The organism is Neochlamydia sp. EPS4 (assembly GCF_000813665.1).
Classification (GTDB): domain Bacteria; phylum Chlamydiota; class Chlamydiia; order Chlamydiales; family Parachlamydiaceae; genus Neochlamydia.
Genome location: NZ_JSDQ01000006.1, coordinates 120,342 through 133,482 on the forward strand (window position 1 = coordinate 120,342; position 13,141 = coordinate 133,482).

The following is a 13,141-nucleotide window of genomic DNA, read 5'->3' on the forward strand; positions in this document are numbered from 1 at the left end:
AAGGGTAGAGGAATTAATCCAGCGGGTTTCATGCCAATATAAGCAACTTTCTAAGCTTAATAAAATATTTTTATATTGGCTGCAGAGCCGGCAGCAGGGAGAAATTTTGCTTGATGATTAGCAGCTCGGGTATAAAAGCTCCAAGCTACTGCTTTTCAATACAGAAAAGAGCTTCTTCTTTTGCTTTATTTTTGGACCCTCCAGGGTTAATTTCAAATAAAAGCGAATATCCCTCGATTAATCCTGGCCTTTCAGGATAACTAAGCTTTTGGGCAATACTTTTAGGAATATCCTGAATGGCCAAATTAAACAGCTTTTTTCTTTGGCTAGCCAAACATCTTTAAGCCCTTTCAGCTCCCCTTCCTTTAAATAAAAAATTCTCTTTCCTTTATGATAAACGGAAGAAAACTTTCGGATATCTCCTTTTAAAATCTATTCAATCTTGTTCCCCAGGTTTTCAATTTTCAGGACCTATCTATATACCGCTTAAACTCTTTCCTCTATGCAGCTTATGCCAGATGCATGGAATAATTTAAAATATTAAAGCCCACAGCAGTATAAAAAACATTAGATGATAAGTTTTTCAAACATAGAGCATACTAATAAAGAGCTGTCTGTAATTATCTAGCAACATAAGAAGCTAATCCTGTCGAAGCAATAGAAGGTTAAACGTCTTGGAAGGAAGCAAGATCAGCGTTTAAAGAAAAGCTAAACCTTAACTTTTTAGCTATTGCTCTTTAAGCTACCCAAGTCCTCACCGAGAGCACTCTTTTTAACGATTTTTCTCATTAGCTTATCTAACACTCTATAAGGATCATTTCATTTAAAAATATTATTTACCTCAAATTTTAACAATTAAAAGCAGGCCCTTGAATAACCGGAGAAAAAAAATCATTTTTTTGTTGGATTTAAATGAATCTAAAATTAAATTTGTTTTCAAGTCTAAATAAGCTATTAAGGAGATACAGAATGGGAATAAGCAATTTATCTCAGGCATGCAGTAGGATAGATAATATCGCTGACTATATCCCTGTTATCAGCACAGTCACTAATTTAGTTGATCTCTTCCAGAAATGCATTATCTCGACCTTCATATCAAAGGAAAGCTTAGTAAAGAGCCATTACTATGCCCACCTTAGTGACAAAAGCTTTGGAAGGTGTATAACCTTACTGATTCCTGTTTTGGGTAATCTCACCATTGCCATCCTAGACTTCTTGCATCGAAAAAGTGATAATAAAAAGCAACAAGATAAGAATCTTTCTTCTAAACATACAACTCTTCAAAAAGATAAAGAGGCTTTATTTGCTATTGTTAAGAAAGAAGGTCTTGCTCTTAAGGGTGCTCGCTTAGAACTTCAAAAAGATAAAGATATCGTGCTGACAGCCGTTAAGCAAAATGGCGAAGCTCTTCAATATGCTAGCCGAGAACTGAGAGACAATAAAAGCATTGTACTTGCCGCAGTCGAGCAAAATGGCTGGGCCCTTGAGTTTGCTAGCCCTAGGCTGCAGAATGATAAGGATGTTGTACTTACGGCTCTTCGGCAAAATGGCGGGGCCCTTCGATATGCCAGCCCCAGGCTTAAAGATGATCCTAAGATTGTGCTTGCTGCTATTCAAGAAAACGGCTGGGCTCTTACGGAGGCCAGCGAAAGGCTTAAAAAAATAAAAAGATGATCATTGCTGCCATTCAGAACGAGGGCTGGGCCCTTGAAGAGGCTAGCGAGGAGCTTAGGAACGATAAAGACATTGTGCTGGCTGCCGTTAAAAAAAGACCTTCAAGGCTTCGCTATGCTAGCGAAAAGCTTAAAAACGATAAGGATGCGGTGCTTGCCGCCGTTAAGCAAGATGGTTACGCTCTTGAATTTGCTAGCCCACAACTGCAAAATGATAAGGATGTAGTGCTTGCTGCCGTCCAACAAAATGGCTGGGCCCTTCAATATGCTAGCTCTGCACTTAAAGACAATCTAGATATTGTGCAGGCGGCTGTCCAACAGAATGGCTGGGCCCTTCAATATGTTAGCCGGGAGCTACAAAAAAATGAGGAGCTCATCAAACTAGCTAGGCTGACTAGGAAATAGATAACTTTAGTACTTATTTAAAAAGGCATATTGATCAAAATTCGGGCGCCTAAAATCCCTTAAAACCATGGGGACAAATAGGCCTACTTTCCCTTGCTCTACAATTTCCCCTTAAATGGAACAAAAATAAAGCTTATAGATTTTAAATAATTTTTTAATTAAAATTAAATTCCTTATTAGTTCAACCAATTGACATGGAAGCCCCAATGAAAATCCATGATTTATCTCAAGCTTGCTGTTCGATTGATAATATTGCAGACTATATTCCCCTAGTTAGCACAGTGACTAATTTAGTTGATATTTTCCAAAAATGTGTCCTTCTACATTTTAATCCAGAGCAGAGTTCTTCTGAAAGCCCTTATTATGCTCACCTCAGACTTAAAAGTTTTAAACGATGTATAATCTTATTGATTCCTATTCTAGGAAATATAAGCATAGGAATTTATGATTTTACTTGCCGTAAAAGCAAGGGGAAAAAACCTGTAACACCAAATGTCGAACTAAAGAGCTTAGCCCTACCAAATAGCAATAAAGAGATTAAGAACAATAAAAGGTTGATCCTTGCTATTGTCAAGCAAAATGGTTGGGCGCTCGAATATGTTAACGAACAGTTTAAGGATGATAAAGATATTGTACTTGCAGCCGTTAAGCAAAAGGGCATGGCTCTTCAGTATGCGAGTGAAAACCTCAAAAACAACAAAAGTGTGGTGCTTGCCGCCGTTCAGCAAGATGGTTGGGCGCTTGAGCATGCTAGCAAAGAGCTTCAAAATGATAAGCGAGTGGTCCTGGCTGCGGTCCGGCAAGATGGCTCAACACTTCAAGAAATTAGCCAAGAGCTTAGAAATACTAAGGAAATCGTACTTGCCGCCGTTCAACAGAACGGCTGGGCCCTGCAGTATGCTAACGAAAAACTTAAAGATAATAAAGAAATTGTACTTGCAGCCGTGCGGCAGAATGGCTGGGCCATACAGTACGCTAGCGAACAACTTAAAAATAATGAGGATGTCGTGCTTGCTGCTCTTGAGCAAAATGGGTTAGCCCTTGAGTATATTGGCCCCGCTTTAAAGGATAATAAAAATGTGGTGCTCGTTGCTCTCAAGCAAAATGGGTTAGCCCTTGAGTATGCTAGCCAAAATTTTAAAAATGATGAGAACATGGTGCTTACAGCCGTTCAACAAAATGGTAAAGCGCTTCGGCATGCCAGCTATGGACTTCAAAAAAACAAGAAACTTATCAATCTAGTTAAAAACCAAAACTCTCCTCTAATACCTTAACTTTCTTTTAAATTTTTTTAGAACCTCCAATGAAAATAGGAGATATTTTAGGCAAGATATTCATCGCTTTGGAAATGCTTATAGACTCTTAAAATGAACGGTTTAAAATCTTTAATCTATGTTTTTAGCTCTTATACTTAATAGTAAACTAAAAAAATTGCTTAAGGCAGCAAACAAAACGCTGCATGGTAATCCCTAAAGAATTTAAGAGAAGAGAGAGAGGTCTCGATTCATCTATTGCAAGATGGAGTAAAAAAAGTTATAGTTAGCTATCCCAAGGTAATAAATCTTTATTTTTATGAAAGAACTTTCTAGCCCTCAGCATCCTTTAATTAAACATTTAGTAAAGCTACGTCAAAATCATGATTATCGCTGGCATCATCAGACCCTCGTGCTTGAAGGGATCAAATTAATCGCTGAGGCCAGTTCTTTGCTTACTTTCAAAACTATCTTAGCTTCCTCTCCCCATCTTTTACCTAAAAATGTGAAAGCCGAAAAAATTATTTTAGCTGCTCCTGCGCTCATTCAAAAAGTATCAGGCCTTCAATCTTCTGAAGGCATCCTAGCTGAAGCACCTATGCCTAAATTTTCTAATCTTTATGGAAAAAAATACCTCTTGGCGTTAGATCGTATCAACGATCCCGGCAATCTAGGTACCATTATTCGCTCAGCCATAGCTTTAGGATGGGAAGGCATTTTTTTACTCGAGGGAACTTGCGATCCTTTTAATGAAAAAGCCCTGCGTGCCTCTCGTGGGGCCGTGTTTAAAATTCCTATGCGTCAAGGTGCTTGGAAAGACTTACAAGAGATTATTAAAGTAAACAACTTACAAGGCTTAGTTGCCGACATTAAGGGAGTCCCTTTTGAACAGATAAAGCCTTCGGCAGGAGTCCTTTTAGTTTTAAGCAATGAAGCTCAAGGGCCTTCTCCAGAAGCTTTTTCTATCGGTTCACCAATCACTGTTCCTATGTCTGGGGAAATGGAATCTCTCAATGTTTCCGTAGCAGCAGGACTCTTACTTTATAGTTTGCGCCAAAAGAGAGAACTTTTATGAAAAATTCTAAACAAGATGATCTGCCACGTATGCCAAAAAAATGGGTAGGTTGTGACCTTGAAGCCGATTATTTTAAAGATGACCGTAAAAATTCGCGGAAAGAGCGTAAACTAGCCTCTGCAAAAGATCGTTCCAAATACAAAAAAACAGATAGGGATAAACGGCAAAAAAATAAAGAACTCCATCAAAATATTAAACTTGCCAAAGAAGATTTACTACGGGGAAGAGTTCTATCCATTACCCCTCAAGGAATTATGGTAGAGCATGAGGATGCAATCTATGCCTGTTCTATGCGTGGTCTGTTAAAAAAGGAAAAAACACAATTTAAAAATCTTGTTACCGTAGGAGATTTGGTGTTATTTCAAAGAACAGATGCTCAGGAAGGCCTTATCGCGCATGTTGAAGAACGTTATTCTGTTTTATCGCGCGCTGACAATCTTTCAAGGCGTCAAGAGCAATTAATCGCTGCTAATATAGATCAGGTATTAATTACTGTTTCCGTCGTCAATCCACCCCTTAAGTCTTTTCTTGTGGATCGCTACATTATAGCCGCGCGCAAAGGCGGTATGGAACCTGTAATAGTGGTCAACAAGATTGATTTACTCGATCATCCTACCACACCCGCGACTGAGAAAGAACTTTATAAGGATTTTCTCCATGCTTATAAAGCCGCGCAGATTCATGTAATACCTGTTAGTATTGTTAACGAACAAGGGTTAGATCAGCTAAAAAGCATAATGAAAAATAAAGCGTCCGTTTTTTCAGGACAATCAGGCGTAGGTAAATCCTCTCTTATTAATGCCATTACAGGCCTTAATTTTAAAGTAGGAAAAGTAGTGGAGAAGACTAAGAAAGGTTCTCATACTACTACCACGGCAAAGCTTATTCCGTTAGAATTTGGCGGCTGGTGTATAGACACTCCAGGAATTAAAAGTTTTGGCTTGTGGAATCTTAATAAAGAAGAAGTCGAGCAATACTTTCCTGAAATTGAGGAAATCGGACAACAGTGCAAGTTTCCTAACTGTTCTCATACACATGAAAAAGAATGTGCTGTACTTGCAGCCGTAGAAAACGAAAAGCTTTCTCCCTTACGCTTTGCTTCTTATCAGTATTTGCTAGAAGCTTTATCGCAAGAACACTTACGCCGTTAGCTTTTCCTTGTTTTCACACACACACACATATATATATATATATTAAATTTTAAAAAGTTTACCAGTAATTGCCGCCCTTTCATTTCTTACGGTCATCACTCTGTCTTCTTGCGGAGGTTAAAGAAATTATGCCCTTACCTTTGTAACTGACCCTCCTCTGCTCTTGGCTTAAGGATCCATTTTTTTGAGGGATAGGGTTTAGGAAGAATGTGCTTAACAGCTTATGAGTAGACATTTGAGAGCGAGCAATTTTAAAATTTTATCCCTCTAGAAGAGTTACTTGATAAGAAACCGCCTAGAATATATCTTAAAAAAATTAACTCGAAGGTAAAAGCATGTCTTATATTCGCTCAGTAAAAGCTATAGAAATTTTGGATTCGCGCGGTAACCCTACCCTTAAAGTCATGATTACTACCGATCGTGATATTAGTGCCGAAGCTTCAGTGCCTTCAGGTGCATCGACAGGCCAGCATGAAGCCTTAGAGCTTAGAGATGGAGATAAGAGACGTTTTGCAGGTAAAGGGGTGCAAAAAGCTATCACGCATGTGAATGGACCCCTCGCTCAAATTCTAGTAGGAGAGCATGTCTTTGATCAGGCTCGTCTAGATCGTCTGATGATCGCCAGTGATGGCTGTGAAAATAAAAGTCGTTTTGGAGCCAATGCAATTTTAGGAGCTTCTTTAGCCTTAGCACGAGCAGGAGCCCTTAACGCTAAACTTCCCTTATACCGCTACATAGGTGGAGCTCATACCCATATTCTTCCTTGCCCGATGATTAACATTCTTAATGGCGGAGCTCATGCTGATAATCTGCTTGATTTCCAAGAATTTATGATTCGACCTACAGGAGCTCCTTCCTTTCATGAAGCTGTACGCTGGGGAGCAGAGATTTTTCATACTTTAAAAGGAATACTGAGAGAAGAAGGCCATGTTACGGCAGTAGGTGACGAAGGAGGCTTTGCTCCTAATCTTGAGTCCAATGAGATCGCTTTAGAAATGATAGTCTCAGCCATCGAAAAAGCAGGATACCGTCCTGGCATCGATGTATCGCTAGCATTAGATTGCGCGGCTTCTGAGTTCTATGATGACTCTACTCATCTTTATAAAGAGAAAAAGAAACAAAAAAGAAAGATACCCTTTATCGAACGAACAGCCGAAGAAGTCGTCGATTATTTAGAAAATTTGGTAAAGAAGTTCCCTATCGATTCAATTGAAGATGGACTGGCCGAAAATGATTGGCTGGGTTGGCAGCATCTTACTAAAAAATTAGGACATCAAATTCAGCTAGTAGGAGATGACATTTTCGTGACTAATCCTAAATTCCTGTCGCGGGGTTTTGACCTAAACGTCGCTAATTCCATTTTAATTAAACCCAACCAGATTGGCACCTTAACTGAGACGTTAGAAACTATTCGCTTAGCTCAAAACAACAGCTATGCTGCTATCATTTCTCATCGTTCGGGAGAAACTGAAGACAGTATAATTGCCGATATAGCCGTGGCTACAAATGCGGGGCAAATTAAAACAGGTTCTCTTTCTCGTACAGACCGAGTCGCCAAATATAATCGTTTACTCAATATTGAAGACAGTCTTCAAGGTGTGTGCCGTTATGGGGATAGTAACCTATATAAATGTAGGACGGGTTTTTCCTCGCCCTCATCTTTTTAAGGGAGGGGCCTTGAATTCAAGGTTAAGCTTCTTTGATAAATTATTTCATCAACAAGCTAGCTAAGCATCTTTTCTTAAAACAGGCAAAAATACCCTGCTCTTCTAACATACATACACGTGTGCTATAATATAAATACCTAGAGCTACTTTTGCTACCGAGCGTTGGATAATTAAAGAGCCAACCTTGAAGTGTTAGGATCAGTAGGTTTATCACTAGCGTGGGCCAGACATCAAAGAATTTAGCAAAATTTTTCTTTGCCAACCCTCAATTTCCTCCTACACTCGTCTTTAGCCCACGCGTTAACTATTTTATTTTTATAATTTTTATCACTATGCTTTGAGAGCACGAGTTAAAAATCTGTTAAAAAAATCAATTAATTACAAACTAGCTTAAATTATTTGCGATTAGATTTGCTTCTTCTTCATCAATCAAAACAAATTGATGAAGATCTTGCTTATAACAATAGACATCCGCTTGTGCTATATCAAACCACCATCCATGCACTCGAAGCTGCTTTTTTTCCACGCGTTCTTGAATGAAAGGATAGCTGATAACATGTTGCATTTGTTGAAGCACATTAATTTGAGAGATTTGATTATGTTCGGATAAAGAAGGGTTAATACTAAGTCCTTTTCTCACCTTGTTTAAAGCTTCTTCTCCATGCTTTAGCCAGGAACCAAGATGGGGGCAAGTATGACCATCGACCCCTCGGGCTAGAGCTTGCATAGCTCCACATTCAGAATGACCACAAACAATAATATCAGAAACGTTAAGAGAAAATGTAGAGAATTCTAATACTGCCGAAGCACTGCTATCGTAAGGTGATGAAGAAGCTGGAGGTATTAAATTTCCAATGTTTCTTAGCACAAATATATTTCCGGGATGAGTAGAAGCAAAAAGGCTGGGCATTAGACGACTATCAGAACATGCAATAAAAAGTGCTTCTGGCTTTTGCCCGAGTGCCAACCGAGCAAAAAGCGCGCGCCCCTCCTCGCTAAGGTTCTTTTTAAAATGCGCAATTTCTTGAATGAGTTTTTTCATATTTTGTAAACACTTGTTTATTAAGTTAAATGTATATTGTATATGCTGCCATTCGATCTATCCTCGCACGATGTCCGACCATACTAGCTGGCAATCAAACTCTTAAGCGTAGCCGATACCTAATTTTTGCTAGGTCTTTAGTATTTTCCCTTCTTGTTTCTTATATATTGCATAAAAGAGCATATGGTGAAAGGATTTTTGCATGCTTTCGTTGATTGATTTCTTAGAGAAAATGTTAATAAAATAAATTTTAATCTCTCAATATTTATTTACAAATGTTTACAAATATTTTGCGGAAAAGGGCATAAAAAAAACTTTATCTATCCTCAGCAAAATTTTTCAAAAAAGCGTTTGGTGATTGATTAAAGAAGAGAGTAAAGGCAATCGTTATTAAAAAAAAGCGCAAAAGATGAATACTCAAGAACCTAAAAAGATTATATCATTGGATATGAACCTTAAGGATATTAGATGAAGACCTAAAAATCAGGTGACTAGGAGCTCAAACAAATCATTAAGCTTCATAACCAAGTAAGGGAATGATCAAGATTATTGCCCTTAATTAAAACACTATAAAACCAATCCCAGCGCTACACTTACTAATTAAATAGGCAAAAAAGCCCTATAACTTTTAAACAGAAGTAAAGTAGTGCTCGAGGCCTTCGCTAGTAGGCTTCATCGTTCTACTACCTTTTTGCCAATTAGCAGGGCAAACTTCGCCATTCTCTTCGATGAAGACCAAGGCATCTAACATCCGCAGAACTTCTTCGACATTACGGCCTAATGGCAAATCATTGACAACCTGATGGCGTACAACACCTTTTTTATCTATAATAAAAAGCCCTCGATAAGCAATGCCTTCATGCTGAATAAGCACGTCATAATCGCAGGCAATACAACGGTTCATATCAGACACAATGGGATAAGTTAGGCCCTGAATGCCTCCTTTTGATTTAGGAGTATTTAGCCAAGCTGCATGACAATAGGGGCTATCTACCGAGCAAGCAACCAATTGAGTATCTCTTTTTTCAAACTCTTTAATTTTTTCTTGAAAGGCATGTAACTCTGTAGGACACACAAATGTAAAGTCTAAAGGATAGAAGAAAAAAACAACATTTTTGCCTAAAAAATCCATTAATGAGAAATTGTTGATGATTCGCCCCTCTATAACCGCTTTTGCCCTAAATTCTGGGGCTTGCTTACCCACTAACACACCCATCGTAAACTCCTTTTTTAATCTTTATCTTTAATTTCCAAAAAACTCTTCGGCCCTCTCTAGCCATTCTTCGGCACCTATCGTAGTGGCCTCTCCATGTCCTGGAAATACACGCGTATCAGGCGGTAGCTTGGCAAGCTTTGATAAGGAATCCCACATAAGAGAAGGTCGTGCCGTGGGAAAAGATAAATTGCCAATCGTACCTTTAAATAAAGTATCCCCGGAGAATAACAGCTGCTCTTCTTGGCTATAAAAACAAATACCACCAGGGGTATGACCAGGAGTTTCAATGACTTCAAAAGTAGCATTCCCTACAGGAACCTTCTCACCCGCTTTCACATAATGATCAGGTTTAGTTCCTTCTATATCAATCCAACAAGGCAAGCCATCACTTCCAGGATTTTCTACATTATTTGCATCCAATAAATGGACATAAACAGGAATTTTATACTTATTTTTAAGGGGTGCTACGTCAGCAATATGATCCCAGTGTGAATGAGTTAAAAGAATTTTGGAAGCAAGTAAGTGATTTTTAGTTAGATAATCTATAATTGCCGGCGCACTTCCTGGAGCAGGATCAATGATTGCCGCTTGCAAAGTGGCAGGGCAGCTAATGACATAAGCATTCGTTTGAAAAGGACCTGATACAATTGTATGGATAATCATTGCACCGGAGAGGATTTGAACCTCTAACCGCCCGGTTCGTAGCCGGGTACTCTATCCGATTGAGCTACCGGTGCAGAATGTAGCGCTATATTGCCTTACTCTCTGTATTTTAAGCAAGCTTAAAAAGATCAAGAGAGCTTAAAACTTATTTGGTAATCTCTGTTTCTTTTTCTTTACTTATTGATCTCAGCCTTTAATGACTTAAGAAGTTGATGCACAATAACTTATTTAGGATGATTTTAAGAGAAAAAGGAAGTAAGCATGAGGACTATCTATCTTAGTAATTTATCAGATTATGAATGTGAAACTATTAAAGTTTACTTTGAAGTAGCTTACAGCAAAGGAGGTAGACCCTTTAAACATGTAAAAAGGGAAATAATGGAACCTATTTCTTATGTCTTACGAACCGATTTTCACTACCATTATTTACCCAAAGATTTTCCTCCTTGAAACACGGTTTGCACTTATTTTAAGAAGTAGGAAGATACCCATTTGTTTGAGAAAATCAATCATCATTTAAGGAAAAGCTTAAAGATTAAACCCCGATTCTACCACTATCCTCATCGACAGACAGACAGACAGACAGACAGACAGACAGACAAGCATAACAGTAGAAAGAGGGTAAGCTCAAAAGTTATAATGGTGTCGAAAAGGTTAAGATTCCTAATAAAGTTCACTTCCTCTTCCTACCCACCTTACAGTCCTAACTTAATTGAAAACCTAGAGTCTCATATCCGCAGCCCTTTTCGGTCTAATCGCATCTATCATTTTATGATGAACTACAAAAGGGTGCATTTAGTTCTTAGAAAAAAGTTTGTCTAGAAAGAGGGGTAAGCATGAAAATAATCTTTAATAAGCAGCCTATTTTCTAGCCTAAAAATATCTTATGCTTGCCACGCCTCTTTTGTAAGAAAACACTTCTATTCACTTTAAGAGACACTCCCCTAAAAGAGATTTCCCTCAATTTTAAGCTGTCTAAGTTGAGGAAGCTGCCGGATTTCCGCAGGAATAGTAGTTAGTTGATTGTTGCTTAACCAAAGGATGTGCAGCTGAGAAAGCTGCCCGATCTCAGCAGGAATAGTAGTTAGCTGGTTGTCGCTTAAGTAAAGCATTCGCAGCTGAGAGAGCTGCCCGATTTCCGCAGGAATAGTAGTTAGTTGATTGTTGCTTAACCAAAGGGTGTGCAGCTGAGAAAGCTGCCAGATTTCCGCAGGAATAGCGGTGAGTGGGTTGCCGCCTAAGTCAAGGCTTTGCAGCTGAGACAGCTGCCCAATTTCTGCAGATATAGCGGTTAATCGGTTTCTGGCTAGGTTAAGGCTTTGCAGCTGAGAAAGCTGCCAGATTTCCGCAGGAATACTAGTTAGCTGGTTGCAGTATAAGTAAAGGGCTTGCAGCTGAGAAAGCTGCCCCATTTCCGCAGGAATAGCGGTGAGTAGGTTGTAGCCTAAACAAAGCCACTGCAGCTTAGTAAGCTGCCAGATTTCCGCAGGAATACTGGTTAGCAGGTTGCCGGCTAAGTCAAGCCTTTGCAGCTGAGAAAGCTGCCCAATTTCTGCAGGAATAGCGGTTAATCGGTTGCTAGCTAAGTCAAGTCTTTGCAGCTGAGAAAGCTGCCCTATTTCTGGTGGTAAAGACGTCAAGCCTGACTTATCTAAGTTCAGAGAGATGATATCTTTACCATGCTCTTCTATCCACTGCGTTAGCAGCTCTCCTTTTTTCTTTAAAGGTAAAGCTTGAATCTGTGGTTGGTTTAAGAACTCTGTTCCTCCCGGTAGCTTTTGCCAAAGTAAGAGGCGGTTAATATTTAATAGATAGGAGGAATAATTTGAAAGGGTAAAAGCCTTGCTTTCCTTAGCATTTCCTTCAAATTCTGTAGGAGAAAGAGAAGCGGCCAAAGTAAAGAGCTTTTGAAAGATATAGGGAACTTTTTCTTCAACAGAAAGATTAGGCTTAATTTCATAAATCCTATCTAAAATGCGGGCTTGTTCTATAAAATCCCTATTCCCTTCAGGAAAATGAACTTGGATGATTGCATTATAAAGCGAGGTTATGGAAAGAGGTATTACAGATGAAGGAGAAAGAGGTTGAATTTCTTTAGAGGAGGTTAAAGAAGAGGTGGAAATAGAAGGTTGAGGAGCGGTTGGGGCAAGAGAGGAAGAACTTTGATGGATTTGGCGCAATTTTTCGACAGCAAATTGCCTAATCTTTTTATTCTCCCCGAGTAATTTTTCCGTCCATTTATAGCTTATCTTATCTTTCTGGGTCAGTTCTTCACTGTCCTGGTTCATCAACTCTTCCAATTGATTCTCTAGCATTTTCTTTAAGGTTGAATGCTCTTGAATGGAAGGTTCTTCTAAAAGATTGAATAAGAGTTCGGTATAGCGCTCTTTATAAGAGTCTGCAGAAGGAAGGCTTTTTTCTTTACCTTTTCCTTTATCAGAAAAAGCGAGAGGAAGGGGCTGGGAAGATGAAGAAGCCTCTGAGGAGCGTTTAAGGCAAAATTCAAGATAGGCTTGGGCTTTTTCATACGTAGGAGTTAATTGCAAAGCTTGTAGTAAAGCTTCTATAGCAGTTGTATGGTCTCCTTTTTCAGCAAGCTCTTTACCACGTAAGAAATGTCCTACAGCTTCCTCACTAGGCTCATGCTTAATTTCCTCTAATGGATGAGATTCAGCCGTTTCGGCCAGCTGTCTCATCGTGTAATTGGGTGCATGCCTTTCAATAAGCGTTCTATCTAGGGGGCAAAGTTTATTGCGTGCTAAGCATTGGATGACGGTATCTTCGTTAAAGGTATGGCCACAAGGAAACAAAGTAACCGCCCGAGTCATCAGCTCTCCTGAGACGGGATCTTCTATATTTTCGGAGACTGTAGTACGAAAAGTTATTGGGGTGCTAGAAGTAGAATCTGACGGCATCATATAAAAGCTCCTTAAAGTTTTATGGTAAGCGATTGCCTTAGTAGGCAGATGTAGCCTGCTTTTTAAAGAAATAGTCCT

General features: G+C 39.1%; 11 protein-coding genes and 1 tRNA gene. 7 read left to right on the top strand and 5 right to left on the bottom strand.

Features of this window, described 5'->3' with window-relative positions:
• Positions 1 to 969: 969 nt before the first annotated feature.
• From DB42_RS00780 to eno, 6 genes are all read left to right on the top strand, one after another.
• The gene (locus DB42_RS00780) at positions 970 to 1,674 is read left to right on the top strand and encodes a DUF4116 domain-containing protein (RefSeq protein WP_044881298.1); all 705 of its coding nucleotides are present in this window, start codon (positions 970 to 972) and stop codon (positions 1,672 to 1,674) included.
• A complete protein-coding gene (locus DB42_RS00785) occupies positions 1,671 to 2,078 on the top strand; it encodes a DUF4116 domain-containing protein (RefSeq protein WP_052435853.1) in 408 nt (135 codons plus the stop codon). Before DB42_RS00780 ends, DB42_RS00785 begins: the two co-directional genes overlap by 4 nt.
• A 206-nt stretch (positions 2,079 to 2,284) precedes the next feature.
• Positions 2,285 to 3,352 carry a DUF4116 domain-containing protein gene (locus tag DB42_RS00790; protein WP_052435854.1) on the top strand — a complete coding sequence of 356 codons (1,068 nt, stop codon included), beginning with the start codon at positions 2,285 to 2,287 and terminating at the stop codon, positions 3,350 to 3,352.
• 298 nt (positions 3,353 to 3,650) lie between these two features.
• The gene (locus DB42_RS00795; protein ID WP_044881299.1) at positions 3,651 to 4,406 is read left to right on the top strand and encodes an RNA methyltransferase; all 756 of its coding nucleotides are present in this window, start codon (positions 3,651 to 3,653) and stop codon (positions 4,404 to 4,406) included.
• Positions 4,403 to 5,557: a ribosome small subunit-dependent GTPase A gene (gene rsgA, locus DB42_RS00800; protein ID WP_238578968.1), complete on the top strand. Its 1,155-nt coding sequence runs from the start codon at positions 4,403 to 4,405 to the stop codon at positions 5,555 to 5,557. The genes DB42_RS00795 and rsgA overlap by 4 nt, the downstream gene beginning before the upstream one ends.
• Positions 5,558 to 5,892: 335 nt before the next feature.
• The gene (eno, locus tag DB42_RS00805) at positions 5,893 to 7,224 is read left to right on the top strand and encodes a phosphopyruvate hydratase (RefSeq protein ID WP_044881300.1); all 1,332 of its coding nucleotides are present in this window, start codon (positions 5,893 to 5,895) and stop codon (positions 7,222 to 7,224) included.
• A gap of 385 nt (positions 7,225 to 7,609) precedes the next feature.
• Here eno and DB42_RS00815 read toward each other — a convergent pair whose 3' ends face one another.
• From DB42_RS00815 to DB42_RS00830, 4 genes are all read right to left on the bottom strand, one after another.
• Entirely contained in the window at positions 7,610 to 8,266 is a 657-nt protein-coding gene (locus DB42_RS00815) for a carbonic anhydrase (RefSeq protein WP_042242551.1), read from the bottom strand.
• 628 nt (positions 8,267 to 8,894) lie between these two features.
• Positions 8,895 to 9,482 (bottom strand): peroxiredoxin, encoded by a 588-nt coding sequence (locus tag DB42_RS00820; RefSeq protein WP_044881302.1) that lies wholly within the window; start codon positions 9,480 to 9,482, stop codon positions 8,895 to 8,897.
• A gap of 27 nt (positions 9,483 to 9,509) precedes the next feature.
• Positions 9,510 to 10,145 carry an MBL fold metallo-hydrolase gene (locus tag DB42_RS00825; protein ID WP_044881329.1) on the bottom strand — a complete coding sequence of 212 codons (636 nt, stop codon included), beginning with the start codon at positions 10,143 to 10,145 and terminating at the stop codon, positions 9,510 to 9,512.
• Positions 10,146 to 10,219, bottom strand: a tRNA-Arg gene (locus DB42_RS00830).
• A 187-nt stretch (positions 10,220 to 10,406) separates the two neighbouring features.
• Here DB42_RS00830 and DB42_RS00835 point away from each other — a divergent pair.
• The gene (locus tag DB42_RS00835) at positions 10,407 to 10,595 is read left to right on the top strand and encodes an IS5 family transposase (RefSeq protein ID WP_044881303.1); all 189 of its coding nucleotides are present in this window, start codon (positions 10,407 to 10,409) and stop codon (positions 10,593 to 10,595) included.
• A 494-nt stretch (positions 10,596 to 11,089) separates the two neighbouring features.
• On the opposite strand, the gene DB42_RS10130 is transcribed toward DB42_RS00835, so the two are convergent.
• Entirely contained in the window at positions 11,090 to 13,063 is a 1,974-nt protein-coding gene (locus DB42_RS10130) for a leucine-rich repeat domain-containing protein (RefSeq protein WP_052435855.1), read from the bottom strand.
• Between the last annotated feature and the right edge of the window lie 78 nt (positions 13,064 to 13,141).

What these genes read in the sequence shown, in the direction of transcription:
- DB42_RS00780 (WP_044881298.1), top strand. Translation starts at nt 970, where the DNA reads ATGGGAATAAGCAATTTATCTCAGGCATGCAGTAGGATAGATAATATC.
- DB42_RS00785 (WP_052435853.1), top strand. Translation starts at nt 1,671, where the DNA reads ATGATCATTGCTGCCATTCAGAACGAGGGCTGGGCCCTTGAAGAGGCT.
- DB42_RS00790 (WP_052435854.1), top strand. Translation starts at nt 2,285, where the DNA reads ATGAAAATCCATGATTTATCTCAAGCTTGCTGTTCGATTGATAATATT.
- DB42_RS00795 (WP_044881299.1), top strand. Translation starts at nt 3,651, where the DNA reads ATGAAAGAACTTTCTAGCCCTCAGCATCCTTTAATTAAACATTTAGTA.
- rsgA (WP_238578968.1), top strand. Translation starts at nt 4,403, where the DNA reads ATGAAAAATTCTAAACAAGATGATCTGCCACGTATGCCAAAAAAATGG.
- eno (WP_044881300.1), top strand. Translation starts at nt 5,893, where the DNA reads ATGTCTTATATTCGCTCAGTAAAAGCTATAGAAATTTTGGATTCGCGC.
- DB42_RS00815 (WP_042242551.1), bottom strand. Translation starts at nt 8,266, where the DNA reads ATGAAAAAACTCATTCAAGAAATTGCGCATTTTAAAAAGAACCTTAGC.
- DB42_RS00820 (WP_044881302.1), bottom strand. Translation starts at nt 9,482, where the DNA reads ATGGGTGTGTTAGTGGGTAAGCAAGCCCCAGAATTTAGGGCAAAAGCG.
- DB42_RS00825 (WP_044881329.1), bottom strand. Translation starts at nt 10,145, where the DNA reads ATGATTATCCATACAATTGTATCAGGTCCTTTTCAAACGAATGCTTAT.
- DB42_RS00835 (WP_044881303.1), top strand. Translation starts at nt 10,407, where the DNA reads ATGAGGACTATCTATCTTAGTAATTTATCAGATTATGAATGTGAAACT.
- DB42_RS10130 (WP_052435855.1), bottom strand. Translation starts at nt 13,063, where the DNA reads ATGATGCCGTCAGATTCTACTTCTAGCACCCCAATAACTTTTCGTACT.